Source organism: Actinacidiphila guanduensis, assembly GCF_900103985.1.
Classification (GTDB): Bacteria; Actinomycetota; Actinomycetes; order Streptomycetales; family Streptomycetaceae; genus Actinacidiphila; species Actinacidiphila guanduensis.
Map to the genome: position 1 here is coordinate 33,478 of NZ_FNIE01000009.1, position 19,389 is coordinate 52,866.

Consider the following 19,389-nt stretch of genomic DNA (forward strand, 5'->3'; position numbering starts at 1 on the left):
GCCCGCTCACACCACCGCCCCCTGCGGGTCCACCTCGCTCGCCTCGGCCCGCGCCAGCGCGATCTCCGCTGCCAGGTCCAGCGACCGGGTCAGCCACCAGTACAGCGCCGCCGATATGGGCAGCCCGACGAAGAGCGAGATGTCCGCGCCCCCGAGCGCGTCCGCCGCCGGTCCGGTGAACAGCGTGCCGACCGAGAAGAAAGGCACCATGCACCCGAAGCCCACCAGGTAGGAGATGATCCCCCGCCAGCCCCAACGCCCGTAGATCCCCCGCGGGTTGAAGATCTCCGCGATGGCGTAGTGCCCGCGCCGCACCACGTAGTAGTCCATCAGGTTCACCGCCGTCCACGGGATGAACAGGTAGAGCACCAGCAGCAGGAAGTTGTTGAAGTTCTCCAGGAAATTGGCCGTCGCCGCCAGCGCCCCCACCAGCGACAGGCCCGCGGTCACCACCAGCGTGGTCAGCCGCGCGGTCAGCGTCGGCCGCACCCGCCGCACCGAGTCCGCCGCGCTGATCAGCGTCAGCGAACCCCCGTACATGTTCAGCGCGGTGACCGACAGCAGCCCCACCGCCGAGAAGATCAGCACCACCGCCCCGAACCCGTCGAAGACCTTGTCGCCGGCCGCGTCGATCGAGGAGATCGTGTCGAAGTCCTTGCCCGCCCAGGCCGCGAGCAGGCTGCCCAGGCCCATCAGCCAGGCGCCGCCGAGCGCGGACCCGAAGTACGTCCAGTAGAAGGTGCGCCGCACGGTCACCCCGGGCGGCAGGTAGCGCGAGTAGTCCGAGACGTAGATCGCCCAGCTGATCTGGTAGCCGGCCACTACGCCGAACTGCGCCAGGAAGGGCGTCCACGAGAAGCCGCCGAGGTCGAAGGAGCCCGCCGGGTAGTGCAGGGTGCACAGCACACCGATGGTGAAGACGCCGAAGACGGCCAGGAACGTGTACGTCAGGACCTGTTCGGCGCGGTGGATCAGGTCGTAGCCGAGCAGCGCGACCACCAGCGCCAGCACGGTGACCACGGCCACCCACCACTTGACGCCGCCGTGCGCGGTGCGGCTCATCGCCTGCCCGGCCAGGATGGTGTTGAAGACGTTGAACCCGGCGTACTGCACGTACGCGAACAGCCACACCAGCAGCGCCCCGACGTAGCCGAACTGCGGCCGGGACTGGATCATCTGCGGCAGCCCGAGCTGCGGCCCCTGCGCCGAGTGGAAGGCCATGAAGAAGGTGCCGAGCACGGTGCCCGCGGCGATCGCGATCAGCGACCAGATGAGGTTGCCGCCCGTGGTGATGCTGATCAACCCGACCGCCAGGGTGGCGATCTGGGCGTTGGACATGAACCACAGCGGCCCGAGGTGCCACAGCTTCCCGTGCCGCTCCGACAACGGGACGTAGTCGATGGAGCGCACCTCGAGTCCCGGAACCTTCGTCTGCGTTGCTGCCACGCCGCCTCCAAAGGAGAAGTGAGCACGTCAAGCTCACATTGACCCGCGCGGGTGTGACGCGGGTCAAGGCGTGGCACGTTACGAAGCGAAGTCGGGGGCGGGTCAGCGCTCCCGGTGCACCTTGTAGTTGCTCGCCTGCGCGCGCGGCCGCAGCACCAGCAGGTCCACGTTGACGTGCGACGGGCGGGTGACCGCCCAGGCGACCGTGTCCGCCACGTCCTCGGCGGTGAGCGGCTCGGCCACGCCCGCGTATACCGCCTCGGCCCGCTCGGCGTCGCCGCGGAACCGGGTGAGCGAGAACTCCTCGGTCTTCACCATCCCCGGCGCGATCTCGATCACCCGCACCGGCTGCCCGTTCAGCTCCAGCCGCAGCGTCTCGGCGATGACGTGCGCGCCGTGCTTGGCGGCCACGTAACCGCCGCCGCCCTCATAGGTGTTCAGGCCCGCGGTGGAGGACATCACCACCACGGTGCCGTCGCCGGAGGCGGTCAGGGCCGGCAGCAGCGCCTGGGTGACGTTCAGCACACCGAGGACGTTGACCTCGTACATCGCGCGCCAGTCGGCGGGGTCGGCGGTGGCCACCGGGTCGGTGCCGAGGGCGCCGCCGGCGTTGGCGACCAGGACGTGCACCGGCGGCAGCTCGCCGAGCGAGCCGGCGAAGGCGTCCACGGCCGCGCGGTCGGTGACGTCCAGGGCGTGCACGGAGGCGCTGCGCCCGGCGTCGGTCAGCTCCTTGGCCAGGGCGTCGAGCCGGTCCGTACGGCGGGCGGCCAGCGCCACGTGGAAGCCGGCCTCGGCCAGCCGCCGCGCGGTGGCGGCCCCGATGCCGCTGCTCGCGCCGGTGACCACTGCGGTACGGGAACTCATGTCGCGCTCGCTTTCGGGGTGCGGGGAACCTGCGGTTCAGGGATGCGGGAACCTGCGGCCAGCATAGTCAGCAGCCGTTCAGCGCCCGCAGCATCACCTTCTGCTCGTAGGCGAGCAGCGCGACGGTCGCCGCGCACATCGCCACCGCGAACCCGGTGTGCGCGGCCGGCGAGGTCGCCTCGACCCCGACGGCCCCGAAGACGAAGTGCACTCCGACCCGCAGCGCGATCAGCAGCATGGCGAGCCGGCGCGTGCGGGCGCCCTTGAGCATGGCCCTGGCCATCTTCAGCCGCCCGCGCATCACCGTGCGGGCGAGCACGAGGTTCACCACCGCGCCCGCGGCGACGACCGTCCACGCGTACGGGCTGGACTTCACGATGTCGTACGAGGCGCCGAACATGCCCTCGAAGACGAAGAACCAGACGGGGACGGGCTGGAAGCGGGGTGCGCCGGGAGCGGCCGGCTCGGGTGCGGCGGCGGCAGCCGTCCCGGCGCGAAGGGGATCGCCCCGGAGGGGGCGGCCGGCGTGCTCGGGTTCCTGCCTCGATGCCTCGGTGGTTGCCATGGCACGAGCTTCCCGCGGGGCGGCGGGGGCGCGGCAGAGCCGGAAATCCAGGGTCCGGCATGACATCTGTCATCCGGCCGCCGGACATGTGTCACACCCCGCGGGTCACACCGCGCGCTCCCGGGCGCCCCGGGCCGCCCGGACGGTGTGCCGCAGCAGCAGCGCCGTGGTGATCGGGCCCACCCCGCCGGGAACGGGGGAGACCGCGGCGGCCCGGCGCGCGGTGGAGGCGGTGTCCACGTCGCCGGCCAGGCCGCCCTCGGGCGTCGGATTGGTGCCGACGTCCACCACGATCGCGCCCTCGCCCACGTGCTCCCCGGTGATCAGGCCGATCCGGCCGGCGGCGGCCACCACGATCTCCGCCCGGCGGGTCACCGCGGCGAGGTCGGCGGTGCGGGAGTGGCAGACCGTGACGGTGGCGTCCCGGCCGAGCAGCAGGTGCGCGAGGGGCTTGCCGACCACGGTGGAGCGGCCGACGACCGCGACGGTCCGCCCGGCGAGGGGGACGCGGTGGGCGTCGAGCAGTTCCACGACCGCCTCCGCGGTGGCGGGGGCGAAGGCGGGCAGCCCGGCGGCGAGCCGGCCCAGGCTCAGCGGGTTGGCCCCGTCCACGTCCTTGGCGGGGTCGATCGCGGCCGCCAGGTCCGCGGCCACCGCGCCCTCGGGCAGCGGCGTCTGCAGGATCACCCCGTGAACTGCAGGGTCGGCGCTCAGCCGGGCCAGCTCCGCGCGGATCGCCTCGGGCGAACTGCCGGGCGACAGCGTGGAGATGGCGCACTCCAGCCCGGACTTCTCCGCCGCGCGGGCGATGGAGCGTACGTACCAGGCCGTCGACTCGTCCTCGGTGGCCACCACCACGGCGAGCCGCGGAGGCGTGCCCTGCCCTGTCAACTCCTCGGCGATACGGGCGACTTCGGCCCGCAGTTCGTTGGCCCGGGGCCGCCCGTCCAGGCTCGGCGGCACCGCGTCGGCGGCTGCGGGTGTCTGTGCCATCGGGCGGGCTCCTTGCGCAAGTGCGGTATCGGCAGGCGGTGTCGGGCCCCACCATGCGGAAGCGGGGCCGTACGGAGGGGAGTTACGGACCCGGTGCCGAACTCACCGGCGGATCCGCTCGCGCACCGCCGCCGTCACGGCTTCCGCGCGGGCGGCCAGCGCGTCCACCCGCCCCGCGACGGCGGTGAGTTCGGCGCGCAGGGCCTCGTCCTTCAGGCCGCCGAGGTTGACCTCGACGTTCACCCGGGCCGTCGTCGCGGCGGCGCGCGCGGCCTCCGCGGCGGCGGCGACGTCGGTGACCACGTTGGGGTTGCCGATCGGCAGCAACTGCTCGGCGAGGTCCACCAGCCGGGCGGCGAGCAGGACCACGTCGGCGGGCGGGCGGGCGGCGCCGGCGAGCGCGTCGGCGATGGCCCGGGAGCGGGCCGCCTTCTGCTCCTCGTCCTCGCGCGGCAGCCGGTAGGCGTCCGTCACGGCGGTGAAGGCGCGCGCGTCGGCTTCGGCCAACTCCACGGCCCGGCCGCGCAGTTCGTCGGACTCCTCGATCACCGCGGTGATGCCGGCGGCGTGGGCGGCGTACTTCTCGCCGGTGGTGTAGCGGGCCACCATCGCCAGCAGGGCCGCGCCCTGGGCCGCGTGGAGGGCCGCAGCCGCGCCGCCGCCGGGCGCGGGCTCCCGTGCGGCCAGGTGCTCGAGGTAGGCGTCGATCGTCCGGTCGTGCATGGCGCTCCGCGGGTCGGCGGGGGTCGGGTCCTGCCGTGCCGCGCGGCACCGGCAGTTGAGACCCTATCGCGCGGAAGGCGCCGTTCCGGGACGGCACGGGCGGCGGCCCTCCCCGTGGTCCGCCGCCCGCATGGCGTAGGGACGCCGGACCGGCCGGTACGGTTCACGGCCCGGGACGGGTGAAATCAGTGGGCACCCAGATGCAAGAAGACGACCAAACTCATGGAGATAGGCGGCACTTGAGCGAAATTACGCTTGCGCACCGCTTGTCGGGGTACCGAGCGGAGCCCTAGGGTCGGCCTCGCTCCGGCGCTGCCGCCCGGTGCGCCGACGCCCGCCCGCCTGGGCCGACCTGACCTTTCCTCACCTCCCTCCCGACCTCTCCCCGGCATCTCCCCGACCCTCTTCCCCCTCGTCCCCCGCCACTTTCCCCGACAGAATCGAGCCCGCGATGCCACGCAGCACCACCGCGGCCCAGCCCCCCGCCGTGACGTCCGGCGGCCGGAGTCGCAGAAGGGCCGGCGGCACCGCCGGCAGACGCCGGAGAACCGCCGCCGCCCTGACCGCCGCCGCGGCGGCCGTCGGCCTGTTCGCGGCCGCCCCCGCCCACGCGGGCCCGCGCACCGCGGCGGCCTTGCCGCAGGCCACCCGCGCCGCCCTGGACCCCTCGCTCGTGGCCGGAACCGGCGCCGACCTCGGGATCACCGAGCAGGAGGCCGAGCACGCGGCCACCGACGGCACCGTCATCGGGCCCGGCCGGGACGCCTACACCCTGCCCGCCGAGGCATCCGGGCGCAGCGCGGTGACCCTCCAGCCGGGCCAGTACGTCGAGTTCACACTGCCCAAGGCCGCCAACGCCCTCAGCGTGCGCTACAGCATCCCCGACGCCCCGCAGGGCGGCGGTACCACCTCGCCGCTCGCCGTCACCGTGGACGGCCGCGACCGCCGCACCATGACGCTCACCTCGCAGTACGCCTGGCTCTACAACCAGTACCCGTTCAGCAACGACCCCGGCGCCGACCTGCTCTTCCCCGACCAGTGGATCACCGAGTGCGGCTGCGTGCCGGACCAGACCACCCCCGAGCCGGTCGTCACCAAGCCCTTCCGGCCCAACCACTTCTACGACGAGCAGCGCCTGCTGCTGGGCCGCACCTACCGGGCCGGGCAGAAGGTCCGCCTCACCGTCCCGGCCGGCGGCGAGCCCACCACCGTGGACCTGCTGGACTCCCAGCTGGTGGCGCCGCCCAAGGTCGATCCGCTCGCCGTGAACGTCCTCGCGTTCGGGGCCGACCCCAGCGGCCGCCGCGACTCCGCGCCCGCGCTGGACAAGGCCATCGCTTTCGCCCGCACGGCCCACCTCAAGGTCTACATCCCGCCGGGCACCTTCCAGGTGAACCGCCACATCATCGTGGACGACATCACCATCGAGGGCGCCGGCAACTGGTACACGATCATCAAGGGCCACCAGGTGACGCTCGGTTCGCCGGCGGCTGGGGGCACCTCCCAGCCCGCAGGGCCTGGGGGAGGCAGCCTGCACACCGGCGTCGGGTTCTACGGCAAGGACGCGGCCGCGGGCGGCAGTTCGCACGTGCACCTGTCGGACTTCGCCATCGAGGGCGACGTGCGCGACCGGGTCGACACCGACCAGGTCAACGGCATCGGCGGCGCGCTGAGCGACTCCAGCATCTCCGGCCTCTACATCCAGCACACCAAGGCCGGCATGTGGCTCGACGGGCCGATGCACAACCTGGTGATCACCGGGAACGAGATCGTCGACCAGACCGCCGACGGCATCAACTTCCACACCGGCGTGACCGATTCGGTGGTCCGCAACAACCTGCTGCGCAACACCGGCGACGACGCGCTGGCCATGTGGTCGGACAAGACCGAGGACGCCCGCGACACCTTCGACCACAACACCGTCCAGACGCCGGTGCTCGCCAACGGCATCGCGCTGTACGGCGGCACCGACAACACCGTCTCCGGCAACCTGGTCGCCGACCCGATCCGCGAGGGCAGCGGTATCCAGGTCGGCTCCCGCTTCGGCGCCGAGGCGTTCACCGGCCACCTGTGGATCACCGGCAACACCACCGTGCGGGCCGGGACCTACGACCTCAACTGGAACATCGGCCTGGGCGCCATCTGGTTCTACGCGCTGGAGCGCAACATCGACGCCGACGTCGAGGTGACCGGCGACCGCTTCCTGGACACCACCTACAACGCGATCATGCTGGTCAGCGACTTTCCGGTGAAGGACCTCTACTCCATCACCAACGTCCACTTCAAAGACATCCAGGTGGACGGCACCGGCACCTCCGTGGTCAGCGCCCGCGTCGCAGGCGGGGCCACCTTCCAGAACGTCGACGCGCGCAACGTCGGCGCGGTCGGCGTGAACAACTGCGGCTCGTTCCACTTCACTTCGGCCGGCTCGGAGTTCACCCTGACCGACCTCGGCGGCAACGACGGCGGCGGCACCACGGGCGACTGGCTCGCCCCCTGGGAACTGCCCAACACCATCACGTGCGACGACCGCCCGCCGGTGGTGCCCCCGCCGGCCCCCGGCGCGTGGTGACCGCCCGCCCGAACACCCGCTGAACCCGGGCCTGTTGGCCCGACCGTTCACCTCACGTATTCGCCTCCCCGTTCGCCCCGATGGGACCCGCGCGCTCCGCCCGCGGGTCCCATCGGACATTTCCGGGCCTTCCCGGCGCCGTGCGTGTCCGAGCAGTGGCGCTGATCCGCCAGAGGAGAAACGCGAGCGAAAAGGTCAAAGCGGGCGTGGCACACCGGTGTTGGGGCGCCCGCCCGCGGGGGAGGGGATCCGCTCCGGAGGGGAAGGGGGCCCTGCTACGGCCAGACCAGGCAGTACAGCTGGTGGCCCGACTCGTCGCAACGGCGGGCGAAATCCTGCCACTCGTGCAGCATGCGGTAGATGACGAAGGCGTCCCGCGGGCCGCGCCGGTCCGGGACCGTGGACCAGATGAAGGCGGCCGCGCCCAGCAGCTCCTCGTTGGCCTTGCGCAGCGGGTCGACCACGGAGGCGGGCAGCCGGACCACCGCGTAGTCGGGGTGCAGCACGACCAGTTCGAGCGGCGGGACCTTGTTCGGGGGTATGCCCTCGATACCGGTGAGCACCATCGCCGCCATCGTCTCGGGCTTGACCTTGGTGTACAGGCCCTGACCGAGCTCGTCGCCGCCGAGTTCCTCGGGCCGCATGGAGATCGGCACGCGCGCCGCGGTGGCCCCGTCGGGCGCACCGAAGTACTTGTAAGTCACCCCCACTCGGCCACCCCTGCTCCTGCCCTCTGCGGTCGGTCGCGGCTCCGGGCCACGCTGTCCGGAATCACGGTTCTCCTGCGGTGCGCGGTCGGCGGGTCGGCGTCTGCGACCGGTGGGGCGGGAGCTTCCGGGCTCGCGATCGCCCGGCACGTCGCCCGGTCCGCCACCGCGCTGCTGCATTCCACTACCCGACCATCTGCCGACCCAACCATGCAACCCGATCATCGTCTCAGATGCCAGGTCGAGACGTTGCGGCGCAACGCCCGTCGTTTGAGAGCATGTGCCTGTGAACTATCCGTACGAAGCACCAGTGTCCCAGGAACTCTTCGACCGCGCGGCGGCCGTGACGCCGGGAGGCGTGAACTCACCGGTGCGCGCCTTCCGCGCGGTGGGCGGCACCCCCAGGTTCATGGTCTCCGGTGCCGGCCCGTACCTCACCGACGCCGACGGGCGCGAGTACGTCGACCTCGTCTGCTCGTGGGGGCCGATGATCCTCGGCCACGCCCATCCCGAGGTGGTCGCGGCCGTGCAGGCCGCCGTCGCCAAGGGCACCTCGTTCGGCACCCCGACCGAGGGCGAGGTCGAGCTCGCCGAGGCGATGACGGCCCGGATCGAGCCGCTCGACCAGGTGCGGCTGGTCAGCTCCGGCACCGAGGCCACCATGTCGGCGATCCGGCTCGCCCGCGGCTTCACCGGCCGCGCCAAGGTGGTCAAGTTCGCCGGCTGCTACCACGGCCACGTGGACGCGCTGCTGGCCGCCGCCGGCTCGGGCGTCGCCACCTTCGGCCTGCCGGACACCCCGGGGGTCACCGGCGCCCAGGCCGGCGACACCATCGTGCTGCCGTACAACGACATCGAGGCCGTCCGCGCCGCCTTCGCCGCCAACGAGGGGCAGATCGCCTGCGTGATCACCGAGGCGTCGCCCGGCAACATGGGCGTGGTCCCGCCGCGCGACGGCTTCAACGCCGCCCTGAAGGAGCTGTGCACGGCCGCGGGCGCCCTCTACATCTCCGACGAGGTGATGACCGGCTTCCGGGTCAGCGCCGCCGGCTGGTACGGCATCGACGGGGTGCGCCCGGACCTGATGACCTTCGGCAAGGTGATGGGCGGCGGCTTCCCGACCGCGGCCTTCGGCGGCCGCGCCGACGTGATGGCCGCGCTCGCCCCGGCCGGTCCCGTCTACCAGGCCGGCACCCTGTCCGGGAACCCGGTCGCCACCGCGGCGGGCCTCGCCCAGCTGCGGCTGCTGGACGCCGCCGCGTACGAGCGGCTGGACGCGGTCTCGGCGCAGCTGCGGGCCCTGATCGGCGAGGCGCTGTCCAAGGAGGGCGTGCCGCACCGCATCCAGACGGCGGGCAGCATGTTCTCCGTGTTCTTCACCGACGCCGAGGTCCGCGACTTCGACGACGCGAAGAAGCAGGAGGCGTACCGGTTCACCGCCTTCTTCCACGCGATGCTGGCGCAGGGCGTCTACTTGCCCCCGTCGGCGTTCGAGTCCTGGTTCGTGTCCACCGCGCACGACGAGCGGGCAGTGCAGCGGGTCGCCGCCGCACTGCCGGCCGCCGCGCGCGCAGCAGCGGAGGCGCACGCATGAGCGGCGAGAGTTTCGACGGCACCGAGCTGACGGTGGTGCACCTGATGCGCCACGGCGAGGTGCACAACCCCGAGGGCGTCCTCTACGGCCGCCGCCCCGGCTTCCACCTCTCCGACCTCGGCCGCCGGATGGCCGACCGGGTGGCCGAGCACCTGTCCGGCCGTGACATCCGGCACGTCGTCGCCTCCCCGCTGGAGCGGGCCCAGGAGACGGCCACCCCGATCGCGGCCGCGCACGGGCTGGACCTGGCCACCGACGGGCGGCTGATCGAGGCGGCGAACGTCTTCGAGGGCAAGCAGTTCGGCGTCGGCGACGGGGCGCTGCGCAAGCCGGCCAACTGGAAGTACCTCACCAACCCCTTCAAGCCGAGCTGGGGCGAGCCGTACGTGGACCAGGTGGTGCGGATGATGGCCGCGCTCGGGGCCGCGCGGGACGCCGCACGCGGGCACGAGGCGGTGGCCGTCAGCCACCAGCTGCCGATCTGGGTGGTGCGGTCCTACGCCGAGCGGCGGCGGCTGTGGCACGATCCGCGCAAGCGGCAGTGCACGCTGGCGAGCCTGACGTCCTTCACGTTCAAGGGCGACGAGATCGTTTCCGTGGGGTACAGCGAGCCGGCGATCGATCTGGTGCCGGTCCGGCTTCGCGCGGGCGCGAAGCCGGTGGCGGGGTCTGTGGGGGCGTAGCCCCCACGGCCCCCCTCGTCGGGGTCCGGGCTGCCTCTGGCTCGCTGTTGCCGGCCGCGGGTCGGTTCGTGTCTGGGCGCGCAGTTCCTCGCGCCCCTGCGGGGTCTGGGGTGCCTCTTTCTCGCCGTTGCCGGCTGCGGGTCGGCTTCACCTGGGCGCGCAGTTCCTCGCGCCCCCATGCCGGCGTCCGGGCTGCCCCTGTGTCGCCGTTGCCGGATGCCGGTCGGTGATACCTGGGCGCGCCGTTCCCCGCGCCCCTTCGGGGTCCGGGGTGCCCCTCCCTGTCGTCCCCCGGCGGCAGGCCGGCGACAGCCTGGGCGCGCGGTTCCTCGCGTCCCCGGTCCGTGCACCTCGTAGCGCAGGTTGGGCGGAGGGGCGAGGTGGCGGGGCATCGCGGTGAATCTCGTGCGCCAGGTGAGCGGCATTTGTCAGTAAATACCCGCAATGCCGCGGCTGCCTGGAAGCAGTGAGGGCGTGGCGGGTGGTTGCGGTTCGGCTGTCCGCCGACTCCAACGGAGTGCTGGAGACGCCGAGAGACGGGGATCGCATGAGTGCCATCAGCCGAAGGGCCCTGTTGACCACCACCGCCGGAGCCGCCGCGGGGCTCGCCGTGGCGGGGTGCGGGGCGGCGGGCGGGGGGAAGCAGGGCGCGCCCCGCGCCCAGCGGACCGGCGAGCACTCGGGAGCCAGCGGCGCGCGGGCGCCTGCCAAAACGGTTCGCCTGATCGGCGACGGCTCGACCGCGGACACCGGCCCGCAGCCCAACCAGCCCGTGGTGGACCGGCTGGAGCCCGGCCAGACGCCGCCGCAGTTCGTCGTCTTCTCCTGGGACGGGGCCGGCGAGGTCGGCAACGGGCTCTTCCCCCGCTTCCGCAAGCTCGCCGACGACCACGGCGCCACCATGACCTTCAACCTCTCCGGCCTCTACCTGCTGCCGGAGGACAAGAAGCTCATGTACGCCCCGCCCAACGGCCCGCTGGGCGCCTCCGACATCGGCTACCTCTCCGACGAGCACATCCGTATGACGCTGGACAACCTGCGACAGGCGTGGACCGCCGGCCACGAGATCGCCACCCACTTCAACGGGCACTTCTGCGCCGGCTCCGGCAGCGTCAGCCGCTGGACCCCGGCGGACTGGAAGAGCGAGATCGACCAGGCCGTGGCGTTCGTCACCCAGTGGAAGACCAACACCGGCTGGTACGACGAGGAGCCGCTGCCCTTCGACTACGCCAAGAACCTCATCGGCAGCCGTACCCCCTGCCTGCTCGGCCAGGACAACCTGCTGCCCACCGCCGCGGCCATCGGCTGGCGGTACGACACCAGCAACCCCGGCGGCGACCAGATCTGGCCCAGCAAGCGGATGGGCGTGTGGGACTACCCGCTGCAGCTCATCCCGTTCCCCGGTCACTCGTTCGAGGTCCTGTCGATGGACTACAACATGCTGGCCAACCAGTCGCACGCCGCCACCTCCTCCGACCCGCGCAACTACCCGGGCTGGCGCAGCCAGGCCACCGCCTCCTACATCGCCGGCTTCCAGCGCGCCTACGAGACCAACCGCGCGCCCTTCTTCATCGGCAACCACTTCGAGGAGTGGAACGGCGGCATCTACATGGACGCCGTGGAGGAGACGCTCAAGCACATCGCCGCCCAGGGCTACAAAGACGTGCGGATGGTCTCCTTCCAGCAGCTCACCGACTGGCTGGACGCGCAGGACCCGGCGCTGCTGGACAAACTGCGCACCCTGGAGGTCGGCGAGCAGCCGCCCGGCGGCTGGAAGGAGTTCCTCGGCCAGGTGCCCGCCTCCACCGCCACCGGAGGGGCCGGCGAGGGCGCGGCCCCGGCGGTGACCGCGACCACCTGACGGGCGGGGGTGGGGGGCGGGGAAGATCGCCGAAAGGCACATGCGAAACTTTTCACATGAGTTCTCCGCGCGCCCTCGGACGCCCCGCGCTGAGCCGCGCCCTGGCAGCAGCCGGGGCCGCGGCGCTTGGGCTGGTACTGGCCGCCTGCTCGTCCTCCTCGTCCAGCGGCACCTCCACCCAGGGGTCCAACTTCGTGGCGGGCAACGGGCAGATCACCACCGTCAAGCCCGCCGACCGCAAGGCCGCCCCGGACATCTCGGGACAGACCGTCGCCGGCGGGCACACCAGCCTGTCGGCCTACCGGGGCAAGGTCGTCGTGATCAACATCTGGGGCTCGTGGTGCGCGCCGTGCCGGGCGGAGGCGCCCAACCTGGTCAGCGTCGCGGCCGCCGAGGCGCCCAAGGGCGTGCAGTTCCTCGGCATCAACACCCGCGACCTGGACCGGAACAACGCGCTCCGGTTCGACCGGACCTTCAAGGTCACCTACCCGAGCCTGTTCGACCCGTACGGCAAGCAGATCCTGCGGTTCCCCAAGGGCAGCCTCAACCCGCAGAGCCTGCCCGCGACCATCGTGGTGGACCGGCAGGGCCGGGTCGCCGCGCGGGCGCTGACCGCCCTGTCCGAGGAGCAGCTCACCAAGCTCGTCGATCCCGTCGCCGCGGAGAAGTGACGTGGCGGCCGGCACGCTCCTCGACCTCGCGGACACCCAGCAGACCGTCCTGTCCGGCGCGCTGCTCGCGGCCGTGCCGGTCGCGATGTTCGCCGGGCTGGTCTCCTTCTTCTCGCCCTGCGTGCTGCCGCTGGTCCCCGGCTACCTCTCCTATGTGACCGGTGTCACCGGCACCGACCTCGGCGAGGCCAAGCGCGGCCGGATGCTGCTGGGCGCCACGCTGTTCGTGCTCGGCTTCAGCGCCGTCTTCGTCTCCACCGGCGCCCTGTTCGGCAACTTCGGCTGGACCCTGCAGGCCCACCGGCAGGGCCTCACCCGGATCTTCGGCATCCTGACCATCGTCTTCGGCCTGGCCTTCATGGGCCTCATCGGCGGTATCACCCAGCGCGAGTTCCGCTTCCACTTCCGCCCGGGCATGGGCCTGGCCGGCGCGCCGGTCCTCGGCGCGCTGTTCGGGCTCGGCTGGGCGCCCTGCGTCGGCCCGACGCTCGGCGCCGTGCAGTTCCTGGCCATGAACAACGCCAGCGCCGGCCGCGGCGCGCTGCTGATGGTCTTCTACTGCCTGGGCCTGGGCGTGCCCTTCATCGTGGCGGCCATAGCTTTCCGCCGTACGCTGGGCGCCTTCGGGTGGGTCAAACGCCACTACGCATGGGTGATGCGGCTCGGCGGCGGCATGCTGGTCGCGGTCGGGGTACTGCTCGTCACCGGCGTGTGGGACCACATCACGTACCAGATGCAGATCTGGTCGAGCGGCTTCACGCCAGGGGTCTGAACGCATGAGTACCACGCACACGCCCGGCCGGGACGGGAAGCCGACCGCGGAGTCGCCCGCGAGCGGGGCCGTCCCGGCGCAGGCAGCCGAGCCGGAGGACGGACTGGGCGCCGCCGGCGCGCAGTTGTCCACCGCGCCCGCCGACACCCTGGACAGCCTGCCCGGGCTCGGCGTGCTCGGCTGGCTGCGCTGGCTGTGGCGCCAGCTCACCTCGATGCGGATCGCGCTGATCCTGCTCTTCCTGCTCTCGCTCGCCGCGATCCCCGGCTCGCTGATCCCGCAGCACAGCGACCAGCTCAAGGTCGACGACTTCAAGAAGGCGCACCCGGACATCAGCCCGCTCTACGAGCGGCTCGGCCTGTTCCACGTCTACAGCTCGCCGTGGTTCTCCGCGATCTACATCCTGCTGTTCGTCTCGCTCGCCGGCTGCATCGTGCCGCGCACCTGGCAGTTCGTCGGCCAGCTGCGCGCGCGGCCGCCGGCCGCGCCGCGGCACCTGACCCGGCTGCCCGCCTACAGCACCTGGCAGACCGACGCGAGCCCGGAGGAGGTCGCGGAGGCGGCCCGCCGGGTGCTGCGCGGCCGCCGCTTCCGCACGCACCTGAACGGCACCTCGGTCGCCGGCGAGAAGGGCTACCTGCGCGAGGCCGGCAACCTGCTCTTCCACGTCGCCCTGTTCGGCCTGCTGATCTCCTTCGCGCTCACCTCGCTGGAGGCGGCCTCCGGCGGCAAGCTGGTGGTCGGCGGCGACGACGGCTTCGTCAACAACCCGGCCCTGTACGACGACTTCAGCGGCGGCACGCTCTACGGCGCCGACGACCTGAAGCCCTTCGGCTTCACCCTGGACAACTTCGACGCCAAGTACGCCACCAGCGGCCCCGAACGCGGCACCGCGCTGAAGTTCCAGGCCAACATCCACTACTGGACCGGCACCGACTCCAGCCACACCACCAAGGGCGCGATCTCGGTCAACCACCCGCTGAGCATCGGCGGCGAGAAGGTCTACCTGATCTCGCACGGCTACGCGCCCGTGGTCACCGTCCGGGACGGCCAGGGCAACATCGCCTACCGCGGCCCGGTGCCCTTCATCCCGCAGGACACCGACCTCACCTCCACCGGCGTGGTCAAGGTGCCCGACGCCATCGGCAAGGACGGCAAGCCCGACCAGCTCGCCTTCCAGGGCTACTTCACGCCCACCGGCTCGACGGACCGCGGCCCCGTCTCCACCTTCCCCGCGCTCGACCAGCCGCTGCTGTGGCTCACCGCCTACCACGGCGACCTCGGCCTGGACTCCGGCATCCCGCAGAACGTGTACCAGCTCGACGCCACCCACATGAAGCAGTTCAAGCTGAACACCACGACCGGGGTCAACGGCGAGGTGATCAAGGTGGGGCAGCGCATCGACCTGCCGGACGGCCAGGGCAGCCTGACCTTCGACGGCGTGCGCACCTGGGCCAGCTTCACCATCTCCCACCAGGCCGGAAATGAGTCCGCGCTGATCAGCGGGGTGTGCGCGATCCTCGGCCTGGCCCTGTCGCTGTTCGTCCAGCGCCGCCGGATCTGGGTGCGGGCCCTGCGCGGACCGGACGGCACCACGCTGGTGGAGCTCGGCGGCCTCGGCCGCAGCGAGTCCGTCCGGATCGCCGACGAGATCGGCGACGTGGCCGTCCAGCTCCTCCCCGACGCCCCACCCCGCCCGGACGGCGGGCCGGACGACCGGCCCGCCACCGCACCCGAAAGCGCCGACACCCCGGCGGAAACCGCCCGCACGACCGATGACGAAGGAGCCCGCGCGTGAACCTCGCGTCCGCGGTCAACGAGAACTTCGCGAACTACAGCAACTACCTCATCCGCTCGGCGATGTTCGTGTACGCACTCGCCTTCCTCGCCCACCTCGCGGAGTGGGTCTTCGGCAGCCGCAGCCGGATCGCCGTCCAGTCCGCGGCCCTGACCGCCGGACAGGCCGCGGCCCAGGAGGCGGCCGACGCCGGCAAGGCCAAGGTGACCGTGCAGGTCGCCACGCGCGGCGGCGGCACCACCACGCTGGAGCGGCCCGCCGTCGTCACCCGCGCCTCCTCCAGCGACCGCGGCATCCCGGACGGCCCGGGCGCGGCCGGCACCAGCGAGCGGGGCGACCTGTACGGCCGGATCGCGGTGTCCTTCACCACACTGGCCTGGCTGCTGCACGTCGCCGGCGTCGTCTTCCGGGCCGCCTCGGTGCAGCGGGCGCCCTGGGGCAACATGTACGAGTTCTCCATCACCTTCGGGTCGGTGGCCGTGGGCGCGTACCTGCTGCTGCTCGCGCTGAAGAAGAACGTCCGCTGGATCGGGCTGTTCCTGACCACCTCGGTCCTGCTCGACCTGGGCCTGGCCCTGTCGGTGCTCTACACCTCCAGCGAGCAGCTGGTGCCGGCGCTGCACTCGTACTGGCTGTGGATCCACGTCTCGTGCGCGATCATCTCCGGCGCGGTCTTCTACCTCGCGGCCGTGGGTACCCTGCTCTACCTGTTCCGGGACCACTACGAGGTGGCGCTGGCCGCGGGCAGCTCCGGCAACGGGCGGTGGGCCGACGTGATGCGGCGGCTGCCCTCGGCGGCGAGCCTGGACAAGTTCGCCTACCGGATGAACGCCCTGGTCTTCCCGCTGTGGACGTTCACGATCATCGCGGGCGCGATCTGGGCGCAGGCCGCCTGGGGCCACTACTGGGAGTGGGACCCGAAGGAGACCTGGTCGTTCATCACCTGGGTCGTCTACGCCGGCTACCTGCACGCGCGCGCCACCGCCGGCTGGAAGGGCCGCAAGGCCGCCTACCTGGCGCTGATCGCCTTCACGTGCTTCCTGTGGAACTACTACGGCGTCAACATCTTCGTCACCGGCAAGCACTCCTACGCCGGGGTCTGACCCCGCGCCGGCTCCCGGTCACCAGGGGGCCGAGGCGGCTCCCGCCGCACAGCCGTCGTAGGGGGCCGCCTCCCGCCGAAGGGCACCCGGACTCAGTCCTGGGTGCCCTTCTTGCGCCGCTCGTCCAGCGAGCGCAGGAACTCGGGGTTGTCGTCCGGCGGGATCCAGTCCGCGCCGGGCTCGGGCGCGCGCTGCGCGGGGCCGGCCAGGCCGTCGCGGACCCGGTCGGCCGGGCCGCCGCGGTAGCCGCCGAGATCGGGGCCGTAGGCGCCCTGCCAGGGGCGGCCGGGCTCGCCGCGCAGCACCGGGCCGCGCCTGCGGCCGAGCGCCAGCCAGGCCAACGGGCCGATCAGCACCGGGCCGAGCAGCAGCACGATCAGCAGCCAGGCGAGCTTGGGCAGCCGCCGCACCTGGTGCTCGGGCGTGCCGAGGCAGTCCACGAAGGCATGGATCCACACGGCCAGGATCAGCAGGTACGGGACGAACCGCACGGTCGACACCCCCGGGAGTTCGGGGGGCGCGGGCCACCCCCACAGCGCCTCCAGCCTAACCGGGGATGGAAGACTGTGGCGTATGGCTTATGACGACCTCCGCTCGCTGCTGCGGGCACTGGAGAAGGACGGCGACCTCCGGCGGATCACCGCCGAGGTGGACCCGTACCTGGAGGTCGGCGAGATCACCGACCGGGTGAACAAGGCCGGCGGGCCCGCGCTGCTCTTCGAGAACGTGCGCGGCTCGCTGGCGCCGCTGGCCATGAACGTCTACGGCACCGACCGCCGGATGCTCAAGGCGCTGGGCCTGGCCTCCTATGCCGACATCGGCGAGAAGATCGCCGGACTGCTCAAGCCGGAGCTGCCGCACGGCTTCGTCGGGGTGCGCGAGGCGTTCGGCAAGCTCGCCGGGATGCTGCACGTCCCGCCGAAGAAGGTGAAGGACGCCCCCGTCCAGGAGGTCGTGCTCACCGGCGACGACGTGGACCTGGACCGGCTGCCGGCGCTGTTCACCTGGCCGCAGGACGGCGGGTCCTTCTTCAACCTGGGCCTGACCCACACCAAGGACCCGGTCACCGGGGTGCGCAACCTCGGCCTGTACCGGCTGCAGCGGCACGACCGGCGCACCATCGGCATGCACTGGCAGATCCACAAGGACAGCCGCGAGCACTACCGGGCCGCCCAGCTCCGCGGCGAGCGGCTGCCGGTGGCGATCGCCTTCGGCTGCCCGCCCGCGGTCACCTACGCCGCCACCGCGCCGCTGCCCGCCGACATCGACGAGTACCTGCTCGCCGGGTTCGTCCAGGAGCGCCGGGTGGAGCTGGTGGACTGCCGGACGGTGCCGCTGCAGGTGCCCGCGCAGGCCGAGGTGGTGCTGGAGGGCTGGCTGGAGCCCGGCAAGGAGCTGCCCGAGGGCCCGTTCGGCGACCACACCGGCTTCTACACCCCGCAGGAGCCCTTCCCGGCGCTGACCGTCGACTGCGTGACGATGCGCAGGAGGCCGGTCTTCCAGTCGATCGTGGTGGGCCGGCCGCCGACCGAGGACGGGCCGCTGGGCCGGGCGACCGAGCGGTTCTTCCTGCCGCTGCTGAAGATCATCGTGCCCGACATCGTGGACTACCACCTGCCCGAGGCCGGCGGCTTCCACAACTGCGCGATCGTCTCGATCGACAAGAAGTACCCCAAGCACGCCCAGAAGACGATGCACGCCATCTGGGGCGCGCACATGATGTCGCTGACCAAGCTGATCGTCGTGGTGGACGCCGACTGCGACGTGCACGACCTGCACGAGGTGGCCTGGCGCGCGTTCGGCAACACCGACTACGCCCGCGACCTGACCGTCGTCGAGGGCCCGGTGGACCACCTCGACCACGCCTCCTATCAGCAGTTCTGGGGCGGCAAGGCGGGCATCGACGCCACCCGCAAGCTGCCCGAGGAGGGGTACGTGCGCGACGGCGGCTGGCCGGAGATGGTGGTCTCCGACCCGGCGACGGCCGACCTGGTGACCCGGCGGTGGAAGGAGTACGGACTGTGAGCGAGGCGGTACTTGAGGGCGGCCGGCCGAGCCCGCCGCAGATCAGCGGGGGAGTGCAGGCGTTCCTGCGGCTGGTGATGATCGAGCATTCGGTCTTCGCGCTGCCCTTCGCCTACATCGCGGCGCTGACCGCGATGTTCCGCGCCGACGGCAGCGTGCACTGGGGCGAACTGCTGCTGGTCACCGTGGCGATGGTGGGTCTGCGCACCTTCGCGATGGCCTGCAACCGGATCATCGACCGGGAGATCGACGCCCGCAACCCGCGCACCGCCGGGCGCGAACTGGTCACCGGGGCCGTCTCGGTGCGCACGGCCTGGACCGGCGCGCTCGTCGCCCTGGTGGTCTTCCTCGGTGCCGCCGCCCTGCTCAACCCGCTGTGCCTGGCGCTCGCCCCGGTCGCCGTGGTGCCGATGGTGGTCTACCCCTACGGCAAGCGGTTCACGAACTTCCCGCACGCCATCCTCGGCCTCGCCCAGGCGATGGGCCCGATCGGGGCGTGGCTCGCGGTCACCGGCTCGTGGGACTGGCACGCGGTCGTGCTCGGCCTCGCGGTGGGCGTCTGGATCGGCGGGTTCGACCTGATCTTCGGCAGCCAGGACGTGGCCGCGGACCGCGCGCACGGCGTGAAGTCGGTGCCCGCCAGGTTCGGCATCCCCGCCGCCCTGTACGGGGCCCGCGGCTGCCACGTGGTCACCACCGCGCTCCTGGTCTGGTACGGCCTGGCGACGAGCGCGGGCGCCTTCTGGTGGGTCGGCATGGCGATCGTCGCCGGTGCCTTCGTCTACGAGCACTCCATCGTCAAGCCGCACGACCTCAGCCGCCTCAACCGGGCGTTCTTCACGGTCAACGGCGTCATCGGCATCACGCTCTTCGTCTTCGCGCTCCTCGACCTGATCGACCGCGGGCTCACCTGGTAGCGGGCCCGGGCGCCTTCACCAGGAACGATAGGAGCGCGGGAAACGGCAGGGAACGGCGGGAACGCCGGAAAAGGGGGACGGCCCCCGGCGGA

The 19,389-nt window shown here is 72.2% G+C and carries 17 protein-coding genes; 10 read left to right on the plus strand and 7 right to left on the minus strand.

Annotated features, from left to right (window positions below; all coding sequences use genetic code 11):
• Window positions 1-6: 6 nt before the first annotated feature.
• From BLR33_RS20145 to BLR33_RS20165, 5 genes are all read right to left on the minus strand, one after another.
• A complete protein-coding gene (locus BLR33_RS20145) occupies window positions 7-1,446 on the minus strand; it encodes a purine-cytosine permease family protein (RefSeq protein ID WP_093785954.1) in 1,440 nt (479 codons plus the stop codon).
• 102 nt (window positions 1,447-1,548) lie between these two features.
• Window positions 1,549-2,313: an SDR family NAD(P)-dependent oxidoreductase gene (locus BLR33_RS20150; protein WP_093785955.1), complete on the minus strand. Its 765-nt coding sequence runs from the start codon at window positions 2,311-2,313 to the stop codon at window positions 1,549-1,551.
• A 67-nt stretch (window positions 2,314-2,380) separates the two neighbouring features.
• On the minus strand, window positions 2,381-2,878 hold the full coding sequence (locus BLR33_RS20155; RefSeq protein WP_176930349.1) for a hypothetical protein: 498 nt from the start codon (window positions 2,876-2,878) through the stop codon (window positions 2,381-2,383).
• 105 nt (window positions 2,879-2,983) lie between these two features.
• Window positions 2,984-3,871, minus strand: a complete 888-nt coding sequence (locus BLR33_RS20160) for a bifunctional 5,10-methylenetetrahydrofolate dehydrogenase/5,10-methenyltetrahydrofolate cyclohydrolase (protein ID WP_093785956.1) — start codon at window positions 3,869-3,871, stop codon at window positions 2,984-2,986.
• A 102-nt stretch (window positions 3,872-3,973) separates the two neighbouring features.
• Complete coding sequence (locus tag BLR33_RS20165; RefSeq protein ID WP_093785957.1) at window positions 3,974-4,594, minus strand: cyclodeaminase/cyclohydrolase family protein; 621 nt, start codon at window positions 4,592-4,594, stop codon at window positions 3,974-3,976.
• A gap of 451 nt (window positions 4,595-5,045) precedes the next feature.
• On the opposite strand from BLR33_RS20165, the gene BLR33_RS20170 reads away from it, so the two are divergent.
• Window positions 5,046-7,166 (plus strand): glycosyl hydrolase family 28-related protein, encoded by a 2,121-nt coding sequence (locus BLR33_RS20170; RefSeq protein WP_093785958.1) that lies wholly within the window; start codon window positions 5,046-5,048, stop codon window positions 7,164-7,166.
• Between the two features lie 275 nt (window positions 7,167-7,441).
• Here BLR33_RS20170 and BLR33_RS20175 read toward each other — a convergent pair whose 3' ends face one another.
• Window positions 7,442-8,053 (minus strand): hypothetical protein, encoded by a 612-nt coding sequence (locus tag BLR33_RS20175; RefSeq protein WP_245771541.1) that lies wholly within the window; start codon window positions 8,051-8,053, stop codon window positions 7,442-7,444.
• A gap of 106 nt (window positions 8,054-8,159) precedes the next feature.
• Between BLR33_RS20175 and hemL the strand changes: the two genes are divergently transcribed.
• From hemL to ccsB, 7 genes are all read left to right on the plus strand, one after another.
• On the plus strand, window positions 8,160-9,467 hold the full coding sequence (gene hemL / locus BLR33_RS20180) for a glutamate-1-semialdehyde 2,1-aminomutase (RefSeq protein WP_093785959.1): 1,308 nt from the start codon (window positions 8,160-8,162) through the stop codon (window positions 9,465-9,467).
• Window positions 9,464-10,150, plus strand: coding sequence for a histidine phosphatase family protein (locus BLR33_RS20185; protein WP_093785960.1), 687 nt, complete (start codon window positions 9,464-9,466; stop codon window positions 10,148-10,150). The genes hemL and BLR33_RS20185 overlap by 4 nt, the downstream gene beginning before the upstream one ends.
• 547 nt (window positions 10,151-10,697) lie before the next feature.
• Entirely contained in the window at window positions 10,698-12,011 is a 1,314-nt protein-coding gene (locus BLR33_RS20190) for a polysaccharide deacetylase family protein (protein ID WP_093785961.1), read from the plus strand.
• A gap of 56 nt (window positions 12,012-12,067) precedes the next feature.
• Window positions 12,068-12,682: a TlpA family protein disulfide reductase gene (locus BLR33_RS20195; protein ID WP_093785962.1), complete on the plus strand. Its 615-nt coding sequence runs from the start codon at window positions 12,068-12,070 to the stop codon at window positions 12,680-12,682.
• A gap of 1 nt (window position 12,683) precedes the next feature.
• On the plus strand, window positions 12,684-13,454 hold the full coding sequence (locus BLR33_RS20200; RefSeq protein WP_456049199.1) for a cytochrome c biogenesis CcdA family protein: 771 nt from the start codon (window positions 12,684-12,686) through the stop codon (window positions 13,452-13,454).
• A 4-nt stretch (window positions 13,455-13,458) separates the two neighbouring features.
• Window positions 13,459-15,252: a cytochrome c biogenesis protein ResB gene (resB, locus tag BLR33_RS20205; protein ID WP_093785963.1), complete on the plus strand. Its 1,794-nt coding sequence runs from the start codon at window positions 13,459-13,461 to the stop codon at window positions 15,250-15,252.
• On the plus strand, window positions 15,249-16,355 hold the full coding sequence (gene ccsB, locus BLR33_RS20210) for a c-type cytochrome biogenesis protein CcsB (protein ID WP_093785964.1): 1,107 nt from the start codon (window positions 15,249-15,251) through the stop codon (window positions 16,353-16,355). Before resB ends, ccsB begins: the two co-directional genes overlap by 4 nt.
• A 92-nt stretch (window positions 16,356-16,447) precedes the next feature.
• Here the strand turns inward: ccsB and BLR33_RS20215 are convergent, their stop codons facing one another.
• Entirely contained in the window at window positions 16,448-16,846 is a 399-nt protein-coding gene (locus tag BLR33_RS20215; RefSeq protein WP_093786245.1) for a PLDc N-terminal domain-containing protein, read from the minus strand.
• An 82-nt stretch (window positions 16,847-16,928) separates the two neighbouring features.
• On the opposite strand from BLR33_RS20215, the gene BLR33_RS20220 reads away from it, so the two are divergent.
• The gene (locus BLR33_RS20220) at window positions 16,929-18,380 is read left to right on the plus strand and encodes a menaquinone biosynthesis decarboxylase (RefSeq protein ID WP_093785965.1); all 1,452 of its coding nucleotides are present in this window, start codon (window positions 16,929-16,931) and stop codon (window positions 18,378-18,380) included.
• Complete coding sequence (mqnP, locus tag BLR33_RS20225; RefSeq protein WP_093785966.1) at window positions 18,377-19,297, plus strand: menaquinone biosynthesis prenyltransferase MqnP; 921 nt, start codon at window positions 18,377-18,379, stop codon at window positions 19,295-19,297. The genes BLR33_RS20220 and mqnP overlap by 4 nt, the downstream gene beginning before the upstream one ends.
• Window positions 19,298-19,389: the final 92 nt, after the last annotated feature.

Coding starts and splice junctions, on each gene's coding strand:
- resB (WP_093785963.1), top strand. CDS start 13,459: ATGAGTACCACGCACACGCCCGGCCGGGACGGGAAGCCGACCGCGGAG.
- BLR33_RS20175 (WP_245771541.1), bottom strand. CDS start 8,053: ATGCAGCAGCGCGGTGGCGGACCGGGCGACGTGCCGGGCGATCGCGAG.
- BLR33_RS20160 (WP_093785956.1), bottom strand. CDS start 3,871: ATGGCACAGACACCCGCAGCCGCCGACGCGGTGCCGCCGAGCCTGGAC.
- BLR33_RS20190 (WP_093785961.1), top strand. CDS start 10,698: ATGAGTGCCATCAGCCGAAGGGCCCTGTTGACCACCACCGCCGGAGCC.
- BLR33_RS20220 (WP_093785965.1), top strand. CDS start 16,929: ATGGCTTATGACGACCTCCGCTCGCTGCTGCGGGCACTGGAGAAGGAC.
- BLR33_RS20155 (WP_176930349.1), bottom strand. CDS start 2,878: ATGGCAACCACCGAGGCATCGAGGCAGGAACCCGAGCACGCCGGCCGC.
- BLR33_RS20150 (WP_093785955.1), bottom strand. CDS start 2,313: ATGAGTTCCCGTACCGCAGTGGTCACCGGCGCGAGCAGCGGCATCGGG.
- BLR33_RS20195 (WP_093785962.1), top strand. CDS start 12,068: ATGAGTTCTCCGCGCGCCCTCGGACGCCCCGCGCTGAGCCGCGCCCTG.
- BLR33_RS20185 (WP_093785960.1), top strand. CDS start 9,464: ATGAGCGGCGAGAGTTTCGACGGCACCGAGCTGACGGTGGTGCACCTG.
- BLR33_RS20170 (WP_093785958.1), top strand. CDS start 5,046: ATGCCACGCAGCACCACCGCGGCCCAGCCCCCCGCCGTGACGTCCGGC.
- BLR33_RS20165 (WP_093785957.1), bottom strand. CDS start 4,594: ATGCACGACCGGACGATCGACGCCTACCTCGAGCACCTGGCCGCACGG.